Here is an 18,383-nt window from a genome sequence, read left to right on the forward strand (position 1 = left end):
ACCACAGGGAGATTCTAGGTGCGTACCCCCATCAAATAGCAGGGGCAGCGAGGTTGGCTGAATCGGACCTCTCGGTCAACTAGGCGTCGACACCATTGCCGGCGTTCACCCGTCCTTGGCATCGCACGCAGGCCCGAACCGCCCTGCCAGCGCCGGTAACCTCAGAAGGTGACGGCTGATCGTCCGTCATGTTCGTTTGCTAGCAAGGCGAAAGGGAGTCAATGCCCGAGGTTCAGGCACACACTGTCGAGCGCACGCTCGTCCTGCTCAAGCCCGATGCGCTGGCGCGTGGCCTGGCAGGAAGGATCATCACGCGGTTCGAGGACGCCGCACTGAAGATCGTCGGCACCAAGATGAAGTGGATGGACGAGGAGTTCACCCGCCGGCACTACTTCGACCTTGAGGAACGGCTGGGCTCGGAGGTCTACAACGTCACGTCGAGGTTCATGCAGCAGGGCCCGGTCATCGCCTTGGTGCTAGAGGGCTTCGACGCCATTGCCACCGTCCGCAAGATCGTCGGCAGCACGTACCCGAACCAGGCCCCGGCCGGCACGGTGCGGGGCGACTTCTCGCACTACAGCGCCGCGGCCAGCATCGCCTCTGGCAAGGCGGTCGCGAACCTCGTGCACGCCTCCGGCAACGCGGAGGAGGCCAAGCAGGAGGTGGAGCTGTGGTTCGACAAAGGCGAGCTGCAGGACTACAAGACGCTGGCCGAGATCTACACGTACTAGCGGCGGGTCACGGCGTCACTGCGGGGACGCCGTCGCGTTGATCACCACTGGGGCACGACCCGTCTGAACCGAGAGGGCACCATGACCAACCAGACCCGCCTGGCCTCCACCGACGAGCTGGAGTCGATCTTCCAGCGTGAGCTGGCGAGCGACCTGTGGTCGGCTACCGAAACCGCGTACGCCCTGGCAGTGCGCCACCGCGACCTGGGCGACTGGCCCGCGTCGCGTGAGTGGGCCGAGCAGTGCCTCCGTCTGCTGGAGGGCTTCCCCAGCGAGACTGAGGAGCAGGTCGCCACCGGCCGCACGTCGGTGGGAGGCGTCCAGCTGCCGACCTACCTGCACTCAGGTGTCGTCCAGGAGCGCTTCGGCGCCCTCGGCTGACACCCACCGATCCACAGGGGTGATGCGGCCGGGTCCGCATCTGCCGCATCACCCCGCGTTCGACCACCAACCCCATAGCGATCGCCCGACCGGACAGGCCCCCAGACGGCAGGGTCCGGCTGGCTTCGCCATGCCTGAAACGAGGAGGCAGCAGCCCCGTGGCCGTCGAGATCGAGATGCGAGCCCGCTTCACCAAGGAGTTCCACGACCAGCTCGTCGCCCGTCTGAAGGCGGACGGGGAGGACTTGGGCCCCGACGACAAGCACATCTACTTCTACGTGCTCCCCGACCAGCTCCTGAAGGTCACCGACAACACCGCTGCCGGCACCGCCAAGATCACCCTCAAGGGGAGCAAGATCGGGCAGGGCGCGGCCTTCGCTGAGACCGAGTTCGCCATCGCCCCCACCGACGTTCCCGCCGCAGTGAAGGTGTTCAACGCCCTGGGGTTCGAGACGGCGATGCACGAGGCGTTCAACTTCCGTCACAACTTCCGCTTCGACGGCGTCGAGATCGCCGTCAAGTGGAGTGAGGCGTGGGGTTACCACGCCGAGTTCGAGGTCCTGTTGGAGGACGGCGCCCCGGACGCCGCCCGCGCCGAGGCGGAGGCCAAGATCACAGACGTCGCCACGGCGCTCGGCGTGACCTTGATGACGGAGCAGGAGCTGACGGACTTCACCGCAGCCTTCGAGGCCGCCGAGAAGGAGCGCAAAGAGCGCGAGCAGCAGGCCGCGCCGATCCGGTAGTCAACATCACCGCGGAGACCACCAAGGGGGTGGGCACGAATGAGCACGACCCCGTTGCCCGCAAGTCTGATCGACCTGGCCGCCCAAGGGCAGCTCCCGCTCCACCAGCACATGGATCACGCCACCGTCGCGTGGATCAGCGACCACAGGCCCGACCTCCCACCGGCGCCACAGCCAGCCTTGCGCCCGCAGTCGAAGGAGCTGCTCGCGCACGGCGGTCTGCCCACCCGATGGTGGGCAGACCCGCGCCTGTACACCTCACTCCACGGAGTCCGGCACGCCATGAGGACGGCGGCGCTCGCCGCCATCCTCGCCGACGCGAACGGCCTCGACGACGCCGACGCCGCCACCGCGATCCTCGCCGCCGCCATCCACGACTGCCAGCGGCGCCACGACCAGGACGACCGCGGACATGGCGCCCGCGCGGCCATCTGGCTCGCTGCGAACGCCGACACCGTCTGGGGCCACTTCGGCCTCACCGCGACACCCCGGCGGATCGTGCAGGCGGCCACCGCCATCCGCCTGCACGACATCCCGTACGAAGCGTTCACCGCGGACGACAAGGCCGACCACGCCCGGGCCGAGCGCATCACCGACGTGGTCAAGGCCGCCGATGCCCTGGACCGCTACCGTCTGCCGAAGCTGAAGTGGTGGCCGGACGCCCGGTACGTCCGCGAGGCCACCTTCGACCGGTTACGCGACCTCGCCTTCGACCTGGTCCTCGTCTCTGAGCGGGCCCACCTCGCCGGGGCCAGCGGCACCGCGGCCGTGCGATACGCGTTCGCCGAGAAGGGCCTGCTCTGACCATGGACTTCCTCGACGCCTACCACCTGTGGGCCGACGCCCACGCCTTCTTCGACTCCAACCTCATCCCCAGCCCCGCCGACCACACCGACCCGCTTGCCACCCGGGCCGCGGCCTGGGACAGACGGCTCACCGAGGACACTCCGAACGGCCACCTGCTACGGCAGAACGCCCTCTTCGAGGCCCTGAGCGGCAACGACAAGCTGCACCTGCTGCACGTCACCCACGCCCTGGAGGAGATCAGCCGACAGGGTGTGCTCTACCCGTCGGGCGGCTGCCTCGTCGGAAGCATCTACTGCGCGCCGCTTACCGCGTCCGACCAGGGCTTTCGCATGCATAACCTGGGCGCCTACGTCCTGGCCAAGGAAGCACCGGCTTTCCTGGCCAAGCTCGGCGTCACCGACCGCGTCCCCACCCCGCTGATCTTCGAGATCGACACCCCGCCTCAGGCGTACCGCGGGCTCGCCGGCGTGGACTACTTGCGGCTGGGCCTCATCCACCTGCAGATCTACAGCCACCTCGAATACCTGCTGAGCAAGAACGAACGGCACCAACTGCGCGAGACCGTCGTCAGCCGGGTCAAGAACTCCGCCGCGTTCCTCGCCACCGCTGCCGCCGTCGCCTACCAGGGCACCAAGGTCGACGCCGATCCGTTCCTCAAGCTGCTCGACGAGACGATCCCCCGCCTGCCGATCCTCGGCTACCTGTACTTCGAAGCCGTCGCCGAGTACCTGATGCTCCACTCGACCTCGCACCACACCCGACGCCTGGCTGAGCTCGGCGAGCTGAACAACTGGCTTTACAAGGAGATGTTGTTCGCCTCCTTCCCCACCATGGCCGGCAAGTTCGACCTCGCGAGGTTCCGCCCCCGCCCGAAGCAGCTGTCCGCGCTCATCCACCGAGTCGACCCGACCATCGATACCACCCACGCCAGCGCGTACCTGGTCGAACGGATCAGCTACCTGGCCGCAGCCCGCCTCTTCGCACCCGGCGAGGTCCCCGAAGCCTGGCACCACACGCGCTGGGAGTTCGACTCTCTCTCCTCCCAGCTCGGACCCCTGCTCGGCCACCTGATCCACCGGGAACTGCGCACCTTCGGCCGCTACCCCGACTTCTACTTCTACTTCGACCAGCACAAGGCGCTACAAGCCTGGAATTACTGGAACCACATGGACATCGTCGCCCCGTTCAACGGCACGATGCCCAAGGGCGAGATCGGCATCAACCCGGCCTACCCCAACCTCGACTACCGCGTATGGCGCGCCGAGCAGGACGATGCCGGCCACCTTCAGCCAGCCGAGGAGCTCGAGTTGACCATCGCCCCGCGGCTGGTGGACATCAAGTACACCCTTATGCGCAACAACCAGTGGACCGCCCCCGCGCCCAGCGTCGCCTGATGTATTGCCGCCATCAGCGGCCCACCCCACACCGCGCAACCTCACACGCAGGAGATCCGTGATGAGTCCCTCCGGCATGCCCTCCATCGGCCTCCTCGGCGAGCAGATCAACGCCGTCCTCGCTGACCCCGCCACCACCCACGGCCTCGCCCGCACGCTCCGGGCCGCCGCCAAGGAGATCGAACTCCACCGCTACCACCACGCCAGCCGACGCGCCTGGCCCAGTGGCCGCATCGACGACAAGCCTGCCAAGGTGCAGATCGGCGGCGGAGCCCACCGCATTGACGGCTTCTTCAACATCGACGCCGTCCCGCCAGCCGACCTCCTCTGGGACGTCCGAGAAGGCATCCCTCTCCAGGACGACAGCGCCAACGAGATCTTCTCCGAGCACTTCCTGGAGCACATCGACTACCCACTCTCGGCCAAGCACTACGCCCGAGAGGCGTACCGGGTCCTCGTGCCGGGCGGCCGGATCATCACCGGCGTCCCCGACGCCGCCTTCGCCCTGCGCCAGTACCCCGGCCCGCTGTCCGCCTCGGACGAAATGATCGACCGCTGGTACGGCAAACGCGACTGCCGCAATGACATCAACACGCGGCTCGATCTCGTCAACCTCGTATTCCGAGACCAGGACGACAACCCCAAGTACACCCCGCACCTGTGGGCCTACGACCACGACAAGCTCGTCCAACTCTTCACTGAGGCCGGCTTCGCCACCGTCGAACCCTGGACGTTCGACCCCGCCATGGCCAACCCGAAGCGCCGGTGGGGCAGCGTGTACGTCATCGCGACGAAGTAGCGCCCCATCGCGGCAGTCGGCGAAGACTGGGACACCCCACATTGGCCATCCCAACACGCCACGAGACTCCTCCGACGCTGAGCCCTCCGCCGATCTGAGCCGGGAGGGGGCACGTTGTATCCGCGCCACCGCCAGAGTCACCACACGGCGCAAAGGCTCACCAGACCTACGAGTGATGCTGGTGTAGCCATGCCACTCAGCGCATCGCGCGGCCATGGAGTCGGCGCGCAACATAGCGCGGGATCGCCGGTTAGCCAAACCGGCGATCCCGCGCATCATTGGTAGTCCACCGCCACGCCCTGCCCGCACGTCGAAAGGCACCGCCCCACGACCACAGAGCAGCCAGAGGCCGGCAGGCGATCACGCCGCCGCGTAGCTGGCCCGGAACAGATCCTGCGCCCGCTCCACGTCCTTTGGCGTACGCAGCTGCACCTCCAGATCACCCGTACCGTGGTGACCGAGACCGGACACGTCACGGGTGAAGCCTGGAATGAGGTCGACGTTCTTCGGATCAGCCTTCAGGTAGACCAGCAGCTTGCTGCGCTGCGGCGGGCAGAGGCAGGCAAAGTTCCGCAGCCGCTGATAGGCCCGGTACTGCTTGCGCTCGACACGGTTCACACCGTCCCCGAGCCCGAGCAGGACCTCGTCGACCGCGCCCGCCAACTCCACCATCGACTCGCCCTGGAGGTCGGCCGCCGCCCGGGCAACCGCCGGGTGACGCGCCCAGCGGCCCACCTGCATGCCGCCGCTCACAGACGCCACGGTCTCAAGCCCGAGCAGGTCGCTGCCGAAGAGGCGGTAGCGGACCAGGTCGATCGACCGCCGGTGCTCACGCACGGCATGCACGTCATAGCGCGTGAAGTCGCCGGCGATACAGATCAGCCGCGGTCCGCTCCACAGGACCTGGTCCGCGGCCGTCACCCCGAGCCGGTCGCGGACCAGGTGCTCGAACTCAGCGCGATGGTCCATCAGCCACGCCAGGTAGAACAGGCCCTGGTTGATGACGCCGGCGTCGACACCGCGCTTGTACTCGACAATGACCGGCGAACCGTTCTCGTCCAGCCCGAGCGAATCGATCCGACCCCCGTGAACCGGCCCCGTGCCGTACTCGCTCGCCAGGAACCGCACCCCCAGCAGCGTCTCCATGTGCGCTTCGACGAGACCCTGCACATCTGCCTCGACCTCAGCAAGCCGCGGCGTAACCTCGGTCACCCCGCCCTTCGTTATATCCGTGCGGAACAGCTTCAGGCCCGACACCTTCCCCTCCTCGGCTCAGAGATCATCAACGCCGAGGGGTGCGGGATTGTTTCCGCGAGAGGCTACGGAGGCGCGAAGATAGTGTGAGATCGTACGTACAGCCTGGCCGGAGAACGCACGCGTCCCCCGGCCACCGGGAATCTACGATTCCCCCATGTGTCCCCCGGGCCCCGGGGGACAGCGCAAGGAAGCTGCGTTTATGCAGGTCAGCCCCCGTAGCTCAGTGGATAGAGCACGTGCCTTCTAAGCGCTTGGCCGCAGGTTCGAGTCCTGCCGGGGGCGCCACCCGAGAGTCCCGCCCATTCGCGGCGCAGCCCCAGGTCAGCACGGCGGCCGAGTCGGCGGAATCCTGTTCGAGCCGGGGGAAAAGAAGGCAGCGGCCCCTCGTCCATGGCTCGAAATACGAGCGGACGGCCGACCAGAAAAATGGCCGGTCCCCGACCCGCCAGCCATAGGGCCGACGGCCTTCCCGGCGTCAACCCCGGGCGAGTGCGGGCAAGTTGCCGCAGGTCGGCACGGAGTCCCGGCAGCCGGTTCGAGGCCCGGATTCGCTCCGGCAGAGCACCCGGATCGCCGGTCGCACGGACCCGGAATTCCCGATCGGCATTCCTGCGGTCCGAACGGACCCCACACGCCCCGCGGCGCCCGGTGCGCATTCGTTCCGCGGCCTCCGCGGCCTGGTGACTCATTTTCCGGACGAGAGGCCCATCACCCGTTCGGCATCCCTCTCGAATACCAATACCGCCGCAATCCGCTCGAAGAACTCACACGCCCCGCCCAGCGGCGTCCAGTGGCCGCCGTCAGGCGCCCGCCGTCTCCCGCCCGGTCACGCCGGGACCGCGCCCGCGGCATGCCAGGGACTCCGGACGGAGCCCACGAGGCGCCTGCGGCGCGGGAGCACGTGGTTCAGGCCTCGGCGGGACCCTCCGGCACGGCCTCGGCGGCGATCTCGCCGACGACGGTACGTGCCCGTTCCTCCGGAACACCGGCCGCGATGAGCGTGGCGACGGCCGTGCGGGTGCCGTCGTCCTCGAACTCGCCGGTGTTGACCTCCTCCAGCAGGGCGATGGTCATGCCCTCCAGGGCGGCGCCGAGCACGGCGGGCGGCAGGTGCGGGTGGAAGACGCCGTCCCGCTGCCCGCGCTCCACGATGGCAGCGGCCCGGACCCGGGCGGGTGCGAGGACCTCGGCGACGCGTTCGGCGCCCAGGTCCCGGTGGGCGAGGGCCAGCAGCAGCCGGTAGCGGTCGCCCACCGGCCATATCGACAGGGAGAAGCGCGCGAGGGCCCGTTCGGCCGGCTCCGCAGGCCCCGCTCCGCGCGCCACGGCGGCCCGGAGCGTCTCGGCGGCCTCCTCGGCCAGCGCCTCCAGGAGCGCGGCCCGCCCCGGGAAGTGCCCGAAGAGCGTGCGCCGTACGACACCGGAGGCGCGGGCGAGTTCCTCCAGGGTGGTGTCGGGGTTACGGCCCAGTTCCTGGCGGGCGGTGGCCAGGATCCGCGCCCGGTTGGACCGTGCGTTGCGACGCTGCGGCACGCGGCCGACGGGCTGGGACACGGACAACCTCGATGGAGACCGGACGGGCGGTGGGCGCCCTCATTCTGGCATGCGCGGCGGAAGAGGTCGGACAACGTTGTCAGAAGCCCCGGACGCCGGGGGCCACCGGTGGGACGAGCACGGCCACCGGTGGCGCCGTCCGGGGCTCAGGTCCGGTCGACCAGTTCGCTCAGGGTCGCGGCCAGTTCGCCCACCGACTGCTCGCGCAGCAGGTGATGGGCCGGCACCGGGATGTTCAGGGCCGTTTCCAGGGTGCGCTGGAGGGTCAGCGCGGTGAGGGAGTCGATGCCCTGGGTGTAGAGGGGGCGGTTGCGGGCGATGCGGTGGGCCGGGGGGATGTCCAGGTGCTGGGCGAGGTTCCGGCAGATGAACGCCTCGAACGCGCGCCGGCGGTCGTCGCCGGCGGTCTCGCGCAGGGCGCCCAGGTTCAGCGCGGTGGTACGTGTGCCTGACACGGTCTCATCGTCCTTTCGTCTGGCGTGGTCGGGGCTGGGAGCTGCGCAGTTCGCGGGGGTCGGGGCCGGGGCGGGGGCCGGCGCCGTCGGACCACAGCAGCCGGAACCGCCAGCGGTGCAGCCGCCAGCCGTCCGGGGTGCGGACCGCCTCGCCCTCGCTGTAGCCGCCGATGTCGAAGCGGCCGTCCGGGTCCGGGCCGTCCTCGTGGTGCACATGGGACGCGATGAGGTGGACGCGGATCCTGGCGGTGTCCCCCGACACCTGGATGCCGTAGTTGGCGGCCAGGTGGTGGGTGCGGGCGAAGCGGGACTTGCGGTCGTGGTGGAAGGCGGCGGCCCGGTCGCGGCCCTCGACGGTGCCGACCGGGAACTCCAGGCGGCAGTCCGGGGTGAAGACCGTGGCCGGCCAGGCGGGGTCGAAGCCGTGGTCGTCCTGGGTGTCGAGCAGGGTGATGTAGCGGTCGATCAGTTCGGCGACCGCCGCACGGTCGGCGAGGGCCGCGAACTCGGCGCGCAGGGAGTCTAGTTCGGAGCGCAGGGCGGAGATCGTGTCGGCACGGTCGAGGGACGGGGAGGTCATGGGGTCCGTGACTCCGATTCGGTCGGGGATTCGGTCAAGGGGGCCGACCGGACCGCACGGCCGCCGGTCGGACAGCTCATCGCCGACGGTCACACCGCACAGCCAACGGCGACGCCGGCCGACGGCGACCGATCGCCGCACAGCCAACCGTGACGCCGGCCGACGACAACCGGTCGCCGCACGGCCAACGGCGACGCCGGCCGACGGCCAACCGATCGCCGCACAGCCAACGGTGACGCCGGCCGACGGGAACGGTCGCCGCACAGCCAACGGTGACGCCGGCCGACGGGAACGGTCGCCGCACGGCCACCGGTGTTGCCACTTGGTCATCGGTGTGGCCGCACGGTCGTCGGTGATGCCGCACGGACTCCGGTCAGCCGGTCCTGGTGTCGGCGGTCGCGCACCCGGGCGCGGTCACGCCGCGCGGCCGCCGGTGATGCGCCAGCCTCGGGGGTCGCGGTGGGTGGCGAGGCGTTCCGGGCGGCGCCAGCCGGCCACCGGGCGGGGGTCCAGGGGGCAGGGGTCCACCGCGGCCAGGGCGGCCGCGCGGGCGAGCAGGACGGTGGTGAGGGCGGCGAGCTCGGCGGCGCTCGCCTGCCCCTTCACGACCCTGATGACCAGCGCGCCGTCCGCACCGCCCGGGCTCTCCGGCGCGCTCACTGCGGCGGGTTGCCGTGCTTGCGGCACGGCAGGTCGGCCTGCTTGCTGCGGAGCATCGCGAGGGCGCGGATCAGGGTGGAGCGGGTCTCGCGCGGGTCGATGACGTCGTCGATCAGGCCGCGCTCGGCCGCGTAGTAGGGGTGCATCAGCTCCGCCTGGTACTCCTTGATCTTCTGCGCGCGGGTGGACTCGGGGTCGTCCGCGGCGGCGATCTCCCGGCGGAAGATGACGTTCGCGGCGCCCTCGGCGCCCATCACGGCGATCTCGTTGGACGGCCAGGCGAGGGCGAGGTCGGTGCCGATGGACCGGGAGTCCATGACGATGTACGCGCCGCCGTAGGCCTTGCGCAGCACCAGGGAGATCCGCGGCACGGTGGCGTTGCAGTACGCGTAGAGCAGCTTGGCGCCGCGCCGGATGATGCCGTTGTGCTCCTGGTCCACGCCCGGCAGGAAGCCCGGCACGTCGATCAGGGTGACCAGCGGGATGTTGAAGGCGTCGCAGAACTGCACGAACCGCGCCGCCTTTTCACTGGCGTCTATGTCCAGCACCCCCGCGAACGAGGCCGGCTGGCTGGCGACCAGGCCGACGACCTCGCCGTCCAGCCGGGACAGCGCGCACACCACGTTGGTGGCCCAGCCGGGCTGGATCTCGAAGTAGTCGCCGTCGTCGACGATCTCCTCGATGACGGTCCGGATGTCGTAGACCCGCCCGGGGTCGTCCGGGACCAGTTCCACCACGCGGTCGGTACGGCGGTCGGCCGGGTCGGTGGTCGCCGAACGGGGCGGCAGGTCGCGGTTGTTGGACGGCAGCAGTGAGAGCAGGTGCCGTACGTCCTCCAGGCAGCTGCGCACGTCGTCGTAGGCGAAGTGGGCCACGCCGGAGGCGCCGGCGTGGACGTCGGCGCCGCCGAGGTCGTTCTGGGTGATCTCCTCGCCGGTCACCGCCTTCACCACGTCCGGGCCGGTGATGAACATCTGGGAGATGTCCCGCACCATGAAGACGAAGTCGGTCAGGGCGGGCGAGTAGGCGGCACCGCCCGCGCACGGTCCGAGCATCACGCTGATCTGCGGGATCACCCCGGAGGCGCGGGTGTTGCGCTGGAAGATGCCGCCGTAGCCGGCGAGCGCCGAGACGCCCTCCTGGATCCGGGCGCCGGCGCCGTCGTTGAGCGACACCAGGGGCGCGCCCGCCGCGATGGCCATGTCCATGATCTTGTGGATCTTCTGGGCATGGGCCTCGCCGAGGGCGCCGCCGAAGATGCGGAAGTCATGCGCGTAGACGAAGACGGTACGGCCGTGGACCGTGCCCCAGCCGGTGATCACCCCGTCGGTGTACGGCCGCTTCTTCTCCAGGCCGAAGCCGGTGGCGCGGTGCCGGCGAAGCATCTCGACCTCGTTGAAGGACCCCTCGTCGAGCAGGAGTTCGATACGTTCGTACGCGGTGAGCTTGCCCTTGGCGTGCTGGCGCTCGGTGGCGAGGGGGTCGCCGTGCCGGGCGGCCTCCTTCATCAGGCCGAGCTCCTCGATGCGCTCGGCGGCGGTCCACTGACCGCGGTGCTCACGGTCGTGCAGGCTCGGGCGGCCGGTCTGCTGTTCGAGTGACATGGCGGGTCACGCTCCCCAGTCGGATACTCGGGTGGTCACACCCACGGACACGGCTACGGGCACGCCCACCGTCCCGCCGGCGTCCAGGTCGACCGTCTCGCCCGCGTACAGCGCGGCCGGCGGCACCCAGCGCACGGTGACCCGGTCGGGCGCCCCGCCGCGCACCGCGACGGCCGCGTTGTGCCGGGGCCCGGACGGCAGGTCGAGGAGCGTCCAGCCGGCCGGCCTGCGGTGCGGGTCGGCGCCCAGGTAGTCGTGGCCGGGGTCGCGGGAGAGCCCGGTGCCGAGCGCCTTGAGGTAGGCCTCCTTGCGGGTCCACAGCCGCCCGAAGGCCGCGCGCCGCTCCCCGGCGTCCGCGAGCGCCGCCAGCTCCGCCTGCTCCCCCGGGTGCAGCGCCGGGGTGCAGACCTCGACGGTCTCGGCGCGCGGCAGCCGCTCCACGTCGGCGCCGACGACCGTACGGGAGACGGCGACCAGGGCCATGCCGTGGCTGTGCGCGAGCGAGAAGTGCAGCAGTGGGTCGGGGTGGGCGACCGCCGGCCGGCCGTGCGGCTCGGCGCAGCCCGGGCAGGGCTCCCGCACGAACGGCACGTCCTGCGGGGCCAGCCCCAGATAGGCGCCGAGCAGCCGGCGCAGGGCGACATGCGCGGAGGCGTACGTCACCCCGTCCGCGGGCCGGACGAAGGACGCGGTCCGCCGGCGCTCCGGCTCGCTCAGCTCGGACAGGTCGAGCAGTTCGGCCGCGGTCTCCAGGGCGGCCCGGCGGACCAGCCAGACGTCCAGCTGCCCGGCGGCGGGCAGTCTCGGCTCGGCGGCGAGGGTGGCCGCCCCGAACTCCAGGACCGGCATCTCCCCGATCACCTCGGGCTCGGCACGTCGTGCGCGACCAGGTGGTGCTCGTCCCGGCCGGCGTGCTTGTGCGGGCTGTCCTCCGGGCCGAGCTGTCCGGCGAGGCAGTCGACCAGTTCGGCGGCGCTGTTGGCGCGCAGCAGCCGGTTGAGGTTGACGTCGACGCGGAGCGCGGCCTCCATCCGGCGCTGGAGTTCGAGGCCGGTGATGGACCCGATGCCCAGGCTGTTCATCGGGCGGCCCACGGTGTCGATGCTCTCCGGGGCCACCCGCAGCACCCGGGCGAGTTCGCCGCGGACGTAGGCGTCGATGAGCCGGGTGCGTTCGGTGAGGCCGACGGCGGCGAGGTGCGCGAGGCTGGGCGGCACCACCTCGATGATCTGGTCTCGCTCGAACTCGTAGTCGAGGTCGTCGAGTTCGTCGTCCAGGTCGTCGAAGACCCAGGTCTGGGTTGTCTGGTCCATGGTCATTCCCCGTGGTGGAGTGAGGAGGGTGGGGGTGGGGTGCGGATCAGGCCGGTGAGGCCGACGAGCAGGCCCAGGAAGCCGAGGGCGGCGACCAGGGTCAGGGCCGGCCGGCAGGCGGCGGCCGCGGCGGCCGGACCGGCGCCGGGCGCCGGCGCGTGGGCGGCGAGCAGGGCGGCGACGAGCGCGACCGCGACGAGCGCGGCGAGCTGTACTGCCGTCTGGTAGAGGCCGCTGCCGGTGAGCCGGTCGGCGGGGGTGAGGCGGGACATCGCCTGCATGTTGAGTGCGGCGAAGGAGAGCACGAAGGCGGCGCCGATGAGGAGAAGCGTCGGGAGCATCCGGCCCGGGTAGTCCAACGGCCATGCATGTGGCCGCAGTTGGAGCAGAGTGCCCGCGAAGGCGCAGGCGGCGCCGGCCACGATGAGGCGAGGAGCGCCGAACCTGGCGACCAGGCGGCCGGAGGCCAGTGCGGTGAGCGCCGGGGGTGCGGCGGCCGGGAGCAGGGCGAGCGCCGTGTGGAGCGGGGACCAGCCGGCGAGGGTCTGGGTCTGGTACGTCAGGACGAACAGGAGGCCCAGGTACGAGCCGTTGAGACAGGCGGCGCCGGCGGCGGAGCGGATCAGGGCGGGGTTGCTGCGCAGCGGGCCGATGTCAAGGAGGGGAGCCGGGGACCGGCGCTCGATCTGCCGGAAGGCCAGCAGGAGCAGGGCAGCAGTGCAGAGCGGCCCGACGGCTCTCGGGTCGCTCCAGCCGTGGGTCGGGAATTGGGTGACGCCTTGGACGAGGGCCAGGAGGGCTCCCAGAAGGGTGAGAGCGCTGGGGATGCCGAAGTGCCGGGTCGTCGTTCGGCCGCGGCGCCGTGGGGGCTGGTCGCGCCCACGCGGCGGTAGCCGCATATCCGATACAGCCCCGCGCCCCTTCGGGGCGCTCGCCGCATCCCCATTCAGAACGCTCAACCCCTGCGGGGCGCTCGCCGCGCCCCCTCTTGGAGCGCTCGGGCCGGTCTCCTCCCCCGGTATCAGCCGCAGCCCGCACGCGAACAGCAGCAGCACGACCGGGGCCGGAAAGGCGAAGGCCCAGCGCCAGGAGGTTTCTGTCAGCCAGCCCGAGAGGAGCAGACCCGCCGTGAAGCCGCCGGCGCCGAAGAGGGTGTAGACGGAGACGGCTCGGGAGCGGGGGCGGCCCTCCGGGAAGGTGGAGGTGATGATGGCGAGACCGGTGGGAGCGGTGAGGGCCGCGCAGAAGCCCTTGGTCAGGCGGGTGGCCAGGAGGAGCCAGGGGTCGTGGGCGAGGGCGCTGAGGACGGAGGCGGCCGCGAAGGCGAGGAGCGCTGCCAGGTAGACGCGGCGGCGCCCGAGGAGGGTGACCACGCGGGCGCCGAAGAGGAGCAGGCCGCCGAAGCCGGCCGCGAAGCCGGTCATCGCCCACTGGGTGACCGTCGGCGGCTGCCCCAGGTCCGTGCCGATGGCGGGCAGCGCCACCACCGCCACGGAGACCTCCAGCGCGTCGATGAGCATGTTGCCGGCGAGGACGAGCAGCAGCCCCCACAGCCGGGGACCGAACCGCTCGTCCGGGCCGGCCGCGACCGGTGCCGGAAGGGTCCTGGTCACCGCGTCACCCGAGGAGCGTGCCGCCACTCGCGTCGACGAAGGAGCCGGTGACCCAGCGGGCGTCGTCGGAGACGAGGAAGGCGATCACGTCGGCGACGTCCTGCGGTTCGCCGACGCGGTTGAAGGCGGACAGCGCGGACATGGCCTCGACGGCCTCGGGGATGTCGAACAGCGGGTTGCCGTTGCGGGTGATGCCCGGCGCGACGCTGTTGACGGTGATCCCGCGCGGTCCCAGCAACTTGGCGAAGTGGAGCGCCAGTTGCTCCACGGCTCCCTTGCTCATGGCGTAGGCGATCTCGTCGGGGTTGGCGAACCGGGTCAGGCCGGAGGAGATGTTCACGATCCGGCCGCCGTCGGGCATGTTGGCGAGCGCCCGCTGGATGACGAAGAACGGCGCCCGGGCGTTGACGGCGAAGATCCGGTCGAACTGCTCCGGGGTGGTGTCCTCGGCCTTGACCCCGCCCATCACCCCCGCGTTGTTGACCAGGATGTTCAGCTCGGTCTCGCCGGTGCGCTCCTTGAGTCCCGCCTCCAGCGCGAGGAACAGCTCGTGGACGTCGCCGGGCGTGCCCAGTTCGGCCCCGACGGCGAACGCCCGCCCGCCGTCCTTCTCGATCCCGGCGACCACCTCGGCGGCGGCCTCCGCACCGGTGCCGTAGTGCACGGCGACCAGCGCGCCGTCGGCGGCCAGCCGTTCGGCGGTGGCCCGGCCCATGCCCCGGCTGGCGCCGGTGACGAGCGCGGTCTTTCCGGTCAGGTTGCCCATCTTCCTTCTCCTGACGGTTGGTTGTGGTGTGTGGGAGGGGCGCGGGTCGGGTGCGAACCAGCGGCCGAGGGCCGAGCGCAGGCCGTCCGCCGCGTCGCCGGCCCAGGCGATGTAGCCGTCCGGCCGTACGAGCACGGCGGCGTGGCCCGCGAGGGGCCCGGTGGGGCGGGTGACGACGGTGTCGACGGACGCCGACCTGTCCTGCGCCGCCCCGGCGAGCGCGGGGTCGGTCACGAGCAGCAACCCGCGGGCCGAGCCGAGCAGTTCGGCCGTGGTCACCCCCGAGTCGAGCCGCGTCTCGGGCAGCCGCGCGCCGGCGAGCGCGGCCTCGTCGCCCTCGGCGGCCCCGTACCGCACGTCGAGGCCGCTGATCATCCCGGCGAGGTGCGCCCGGACGGTCTCGTACGACGTGAGTTCGCCGACGACCGAGCGCAGCGACTCCACCTCGGGTCCGCCGAGCAGCAGCCGGGCCTGGGCGCGGATGTCGGACAGGACGCGGCGGCCGACGGCGTGCCGTTCCTCGTGGTAGGTGTCCAGCAGCCCGGCCGGGGCCCGGCCGAGGGCGGTGGCCGCGAGCTTCCAGCCGAGGTTCACGGCATCCTGGAGACCGAGGTTGAGGGCCTGGCCGCCGATCGGCATCTGCTGGTGGGCCGCGTCACCGGCGAGCAGCACCCGGCCCGCGCGGTAGCGCTCGGCCTGCCGGGAGGCGTCGCCGAAGGCGTTCACCCACAGGGGGGTGCCATGGGCGATGTCCTCGCCGGTGACGTCCCGCCAGGCGCTGACGATGTCGGCGAAGCCGGCCTCGCCCGCGCGCGGCGGGGTGCCGAAGCGGTGGACCATCACCCGGGTGACGCCGTCCCCGCGCCGGGCGGCGATGGCGAGCCCGTTCGGCCGCCGTTCGAAGCGCCGGTTCGGGATGTCGATGCCGTCGACGTCGGCGCGGATCAGCTCCCGTTCGGCGTCGTTGCCGGGGAAGCCGATGCCCGCGAGGCGCCGGACGGCCGACCGCTCGCCGTCGCAGCCGACGACGTAGCGGGCCGTGAACTCACGGCGGGTGCCGTGGTGTTCTGCGAAGACCCGGACGTGGTCCTGCTCCTGCGCCAGTTCCAGGACCTCGTGGCCCCGTAGCACCGGCGCGCCGAGCCGCTCGGCCCAGGCGCCGAGGAGTTCCTCGGTGCGGGTCTGCGGGACCTTCCACTGGCCGGGGTGGCTGCTGGGCAGGGTGAGGTCGAGCGGGAGGCCGCCGAAGTGGCCGCGGGGCTCGTTCGGCGGCGGCCCGGGGTCGGCGAAGCCGCCGGGCCCGTCCAGCAGGCCGCGTTGCCGCAGCAGTTCCATCGTCCGGGCGTGCAGGGTGGACGCCCGGGACTCCGTCGTCGGGGCGGCCAGCCGTTCCAGGACGGTCACGTCGGCGCCGCCGAGGCGCAGTTCCCCGGCGAGCATCAGCCCGACGGGTCCGGCGCCGACCACCAGGACGTGCGTGTCGACCGCGTCGGCACCGGCCACGGGTCAGCGCCTCGCCTCGGCGTACGCCTTGGCGTGGTTCAGGGTGGCGCGGCTGTTGGTGCTCAGCGCGCCCTGCACGTACTCGCGGGCCTCGGCGACGCCGGCCTGCGGGCCCAGGATCTTCTCGATGTTCTCGGGGCGCAGCACGACGGTGTGCTGCGAGGAGGCGAAGGTGCCCTCGTCGGTCTCGCGGAAGGTCCAGTAGCCGGTGTGCAGGTTCATCAGGGCCGGCAGGGTGGTCTGCTTGTAGGCGATCTTCCGGCCGTCCAGGCAGACCCGGTACGACTTGGTGGTGTGCGTGGAGCCGTCCCTGGCGCGGGTGTCCATCTCCAGGGTCTGCAGGCCCGGGGTGTCCTCGGAGAGCCGGACGGTCGCCACGTGCGGGAGCCGCTCGGACCAGCGGTCGGCCTCGTTGACGAAGTCGTAGAGGTCCTTGGCGGCACCGTCGACCCGGACGGTGTCCTCGAAGGAGAACGTCAACTGCGCCGAGCTGGTGGCGAGTTCGACGTTGACCTTGAGGGCGGCCAGCTCGGAGCGGGAGTTGCGGTCGACGGCCTCGTCGATCCAGGCGAGCCCGGCCGGGTCGTCGTCGACCGCGGTGTAGTCGTGCAGCAGCCGCACGCGCGAGGTCCCCTCGCCGGCCGGCTCGATGATCCAGGTGCCGCCCATGCTCGCGACGGGCGGGGTGGAGACGGTCTGCCGGAAGGTGATCCGCAGGCCCTCGGGGTCCAGCACGCGGCGCGAGGTCCAGTTCTTGGCCTGGCCGTTGGCGGTGGCCCAGATGCCGATCAGCTCCTCGTTCCCGGAGCGCTCCAGGTGGTCGACGTAGATGGTCGGCGGGAAGATCCGCGGCCAGTTGGCCACGTCGGCGATCAGCCGGTAGACCTCGGCGGCCGGCGCCGAGATCGTGATCTCGTGCTCGACTTCCTTCGGCTCGGACATGGGTGAACTCCTAGAGGGTGCCGGGGTTTTCAGAAGTTGCCGAGGCCGCCGCAGACGTTGAGTGCCTGTGCGGTGATGGAGGCGGCGGTGTCGGAGGCGAGGTAGCCGACCAGGCCGGCGACCTCGTCCGGGGTCGAATAGCGGCCGAGCGGGATCTTCGCGGTGAACTTGTCGAGGATGGCGTCCTCGCTGGTGTCGTAGGCGGCGGCGTAACCGGCGCGCACCCGCTGCGCCATGGGCGTCTCCACGTACCCCGGGCAGACGGCGTTGACGGTGATGCCGGTCGGGGCCAGTTCGTTGCCGAGAGCCTTCGTGAACCCGACCACCCCGTGCTTGGAGGCGGAGTACGGCGCCCCGAGCACGACGCCCTGCTTCCCGGCCGTGGACGCGATGCTGATGATCCGACCCCGGCTCTTGTCCCGCATGCCGCCGGTGGTGAGCGCGGCGCGGGTGAGGCGGAAGACGCTGTTGAGGTTGGTCTCGACGACGTCGTACCAGAGCTCGTCGTCGATGTCGGCGGTGACCCCGCCGCCGGACCGGCCGGCGTTGTTGACGAGCACGTCGACGGTGCCGTACCGCTCCACGGCGGCCCGCACGAAGTTCTCGATGGACAGCGCGGACCGCACGTCGAGGGTCGTACCGTCGACGTCGAGCCCCTCCTCGCGCAGTTCCTTGACGGTCCGCTCGACGTTCCCGGCGTCGCGGGAGCCGATGAAGACGCGGTGGCCCTGCTGGGCCAGCAGCCGCGCCGTGGCGAGACCGATTCCGCTGGTGGCCCCGGAGACCAGGGCGACCCTCTGCTGCTGTTCGGACATGTCTGCAGCTCCCTTTCAGGGGCATGGGGAGGCCGCCGGCGCCCGGTCAGGGCGGTCGCCGGCGGCCGGGGTGGGGGAACGGGAGAGAGGTCAGGCCGCGGCGGCGACGTCACCGAGCTGGGTGTTGACCAGGGCGAGCAGCTCACGGGGCGTCCTGGCCTCGGTCACCACGGTGTCGTCCAGCGTGATGTCGTACTCCCGCTCGATGCGCCCGCAGGTCTCCAGGATGGCGAGGGACTCGTAGCTGAGCTCCTCGAAGTCGGTGTCGAGGATGTCTCCGTCCAGATCGACGCTCTCATCGGCACCGGCGGCCTCCAGCAGGATCCGCTTGAGGTCGTCCAGGGTGAAGGACTGAGTGGCCACGGTGATCTTCCTTTCACGACTACGAATGGGAACGCCCGCCCTGCCCGGCCCCGGGCGTGGGAGAGATGAAGGGGGCCGGGAGGACGGGCGGGTCTTTGGGGGG

At 71.1% G+C, this 18,383-nt stretch carries 19 protein-coding genes and 1 tRNA gene; 7 read left to right on the forward strand and 13 right to left on the reverse strand.

From position 1 onward, the window contains the following. Window positions 1-221: 221 nt before the first annotated feature. The 6 genes from OHB00_RS19105 to OHB00_RS19130 all read left to right on the forward strand — a co-directional run bounded on the left by OHB00_RS19105 (window position 222) and on the right by OHB00_RS19130 (window position 4,855). Complete coding sequence (locus tag OHB00_RS19105) at window positions 222-731, forward strand: nucleoside-diphosphate kinase (protein ID WP_406436098.1); 510 nt, start codon at window positions 222-224, stop codon at window positions 729-731. A gap of 81 nt (window positions 732-812) precedes the next feature. Continuing rightward, complete coding sequence (locus OHB00_RS19110; RefSeq protein WP_406436099.1) at window positions 813-1,112, forward strand: hypothetical protein; 300 nt, start codon at window positions 813-815, stop codon at window positions 1,110-1,112. Window positions 1,113-1,270: 158 nt separating this feature from the next. Further along, window positions 1,271-1,855 (forward strand): hypothetical protein, encoded by a 585-nt coding sequence (locus tag OHB00_RS19115; protein WP_406436100.1) that lies wholly within the window; start codon window positions 1,271-1,273, stop codon window positions 1,853-1,855. Window positions 1,856-1,894: 39 nt separating this feature from the next. Beyond that, window positions 1,895-2,659, forward strand: coding sequence for a hypothetical protein (locus tag OHB00_RS19120; protein WP_406436101.1), 765 nt, complete (start codon window positions 1,895-1,897; stop codon window positions 2,657-2,659). Window positions 2,660-2,661: 2 nt separating this feature from the next. Beyond that, window positions 2,662-4,056 (forward strand): hypothetical protein, encoded by a 1,395-nt coding sequence (locus tag OHB00_RS19125; protein ID WP_406436102.1) that lies wholly within the window; start codon window positions 2,662-2,664, stop codon window positions 4,054-4,056. 61 nt (window positions 4,057-4,117) lie between these two features. Beyond that, on the forward strand, window positions 4,118-4,855 hold the full coding sequence (locus tag OHB00_RS19130) for a class I SAM-dependent methyltransferase (protein WP_406436103.1): 738 nt from the start codon (window positions 4,118-4,120) through the stop codon (window positions 4,853-4,855). A 360-nt stretch (window positions 4,856-5,215) separates the two neighbouring features. Here OHB00_RS19130 and OHB00_RS19135 read toward each other — a convergent pair whose 3' ends face one another. Beyond that, complete coding sequence (locus OHB00_RS19135; RefSeq protein WP_406436104.1) at window positions 5,216-6,112, reverse strand: DUF5655 domain-containing protein; 897 nt, start codon at window positions 6,110-6,112, stop codon at window positions 5,216-5,218. 209 nt (window positions 6,113-6,321) lie between these two features. Between OHB00_RS19135 and OHB00_RS19140 the strand changes: the two genes are divergently transcribed. Continuing rightward, window positions 6,322-6,397 (forward strand) — tRNA-Arg (locus OHB00_RS19140). Window positions 6,398-7,018: 621 nt separating this feature from the next. Here OHB00_RS19140 and OHB00_RS19145 read toward each other — a convergent pair. From OHB00_RS19145 to OHB00_RS19200, 12 genes are all read right to left on the reverse strand, one after another. Continuing rightward, window positions 7,019-7,666, reverse strand: a complete 648-nt coding sequence (locus tag OHB00_RS19145) for a TetR/AcrR family transcriptional regulator (protein WP_406436105.1) — start codon at window positions 7,664-7,666, stop codon at window positions 7,019-7,021. A 146-nt stretch (window positions 7,667-7,812) separates the two neighbouring features. Continuing rightward, entirely contained in the window at window positions 7,813-8,121 is a 309-nt protein-coding gene (locus OHB00_RS19150; RefSeq protein WP_406436106.1) for an acyl carrier protein, read from the reverse strand. A 4-nt stretch (window positions 8,122-8,125) separates the two neighbouring features. Further along, complete coding sequence (locus tag OHB00_RS19155; RefSeq protein ID WP_406436107.1) at window positions 8,126-8,701, reverse strand: nuclear transport factor 2 family protein; 576 nt, start codon at window positions 8,699-8,701, stop codon at window positions 8,126-8,128. Window positions 8,702-9,115: 414 nt separating this feature from the next. After that, complete coding sequence (locus OHB00_RS19160; protein ID WP_406436108.1) at window positions 9,116-9,361, reverse strand: acyl-CoA carboxylase subunit epsilon; 246 nt, start codon at window positions 9,359-9,361, stop codon at window positions 9,116-9,118. Next, entirely contained in the window at window positions 9,358-10,869 is a 1,512-nt protein-coding gene (locus OHB00_RS19165; protein WP_406445866.1) for an acyl-CoA carboxylase subunit beta, read from the reverse strand. The genes OHB00_RS19160 and OHB00_RS19165 overlap by 4 nt, the downstream gene beginning before the upstream one ends. A gap of 102 nt (window positions 10,870-10,971) precedes the next feature. Then, complete coding sequence (locus tag OHB00_RS19170; protein WP_406436109.1) at window positions 10,972-11,814, reverse strand: 4'-phosphopantetheinyl transferase family protein; 843 nt, start codon at window positions 11,812-11,814, stop codon at window positions 10,972-10,974. An 8-nt stretch (window positions 11,815-11,822) separates the two neighbouring features. Then, entirely contained in the window at window positions 11,823-12,278 is a 456-nt protein-coding gene (locus OHB00_RS19175) for an acyl carrier protein (RefSeq protein ID WP_406436110.1), read from the reverse strand. Between the two features lie 2 nt (window positions 12,279-12,280). After that, window positions 12,281-13,891, reverse strand: coding sequence for an MFS transporter (locus OHB00_RS19180; RefSeq protein WP_406436111.1), 1,611 nt, complete (start codon window positions 13,889-13,891; stop codon window positions 12,281-12,283). A gap of 4 nt (window positions 13,892-13,895) precedes the next feature. Further along, on the reverse strand, window positions 13,896-16,160 hold the full coding sequence (locus OHB00_RS19185; RefSeq protein ID WP_406436112.1) for an SDR family oxidoreductase: 2,265 nt from the start codon (window positions 16,158-16,160) through the stop codon (window positions 13,896-13,898). A 3-nt stretch (window positions 16,161-16,163) separates the two neighbouring features. Further along, complete coding sequence (locus tag OHB00_RS19190) at window positions 16,164-17,102, reverse strand: aromatase/cyclase (RefSeq protein WP_406436113.1); 939 nt, start codon at window positions 17,100-17,102, stop codon at window positions 16,164-16,166. Between the two features lie 29 nt (window positions 17,103-17,131). After that, window positions 17,132-17,917, reverse strand: a complete 786-nt coding sequence (gene fabG, locus OHB00_RS19195) for a 3-oxoacyl-ACP reductase FabG (protein ID WP_406436114.1) — start codon at window positions 17,915-17,917, stop codon at window positions 17,132-17,134. A 90-nt stretch (window positions 17,918-18,007) separates the two neighbouring features. Then, window positions 18,008-18,280, reverse strand: a complete 273-nt coding sequence (locus OHB00_RS19200) for an acyl carrier protein (RefSeq protein ID WP_406436115.1) — start codon at window positions 18,278-18,280, stop codon at window positions 18,008-18,010. Between the last annotated feature and the right edge of the window lie 103 nt (window positions 18,281-18,383).

Source organism: Streptomyces sp. NBC_00631 (assembly GCF_045206895.1).
GTDB lineage: Bacteria > Actinomycetota > Actinomycetes > Streptomycetales > Streptomycetaceae > Streptomyces.

Coding starts and splice junctions, on each gene's coding strand:
- OHB00_RS19105 (WP_406436098.1), top strand. CDS start 222: ATGCCCGAGGTTCAGGCACACACTGTCGAGCGCACGCTCGTCCTGCTC.
- OHB00_RS19110 (WP_406436099.1), top strand. CDS start 813: ATGACCAACCAGACCCGCCTGGCCTCCACCGACGAGCTGGAGTCGATC.
- OHB00_RS19120 (WP_406436101.1), top strand. CDS start 1,895: ATGAGCACGACCCCGTTGCCCGCAAGTCTGATCGACCTGGCCGCCCAA.
- OHB00_RS19125 (WP_406436102.1), top strand. CDS start 2,662: ATGGACTTCCTCGACGCCTACCACCTGTGGGCCGACGCCCACGCCTTC.
- OHB00_RS19130 (WP_406436103.1), top strand. CDS start 4,118: ATGAGTCCCTCCGGCATGCCCTCCATCGGCCTCCTCGGCGAGCAGATC.
- OHB00_RS19155 (WP_406436107.1), bottom strand. CDS start 8,701: ATGACCTCCCCGTCCCTCGACCGTGCCGACACGATCTCCGCCCTGCGC.
- OHB00_RS19165 (WP_406445866.1), bottom strand. CDS start 10,869: ATGAAGGAGGCCGCCCGGCACGGCGACCCCCTCGCCACCGAGCGCCAG.
- OHB00_RS19170 (WP_406436109.1), bottom strand. CDS start 11,814: ATGCCGGTCCTGGAGTTCGGGGCGGCCACCCTCGCCGCCGAGCCGAGA.
- OHB00_RS19175 (WP_406436110.1), bottom strand. CDS start 12,278: ATGGACCAGACAACCCAGACCTGGGTCTTCGACGACCTGGACGACGAA.
- OHB00_RS19190 (WP_406436113.1), bottom strand. CDS start 17,102: ATGTCCGAGCCGAAGGAAGTCGAGCACGAGATCACGATCTCGGCGCCG.
- fabG (WP_406436114.1), bottom strand. CDS start 17,917: ATGTCCGAACAGCAGCAGAGGGTCGCCCTGGTCTCCGGGGCCACCAGC.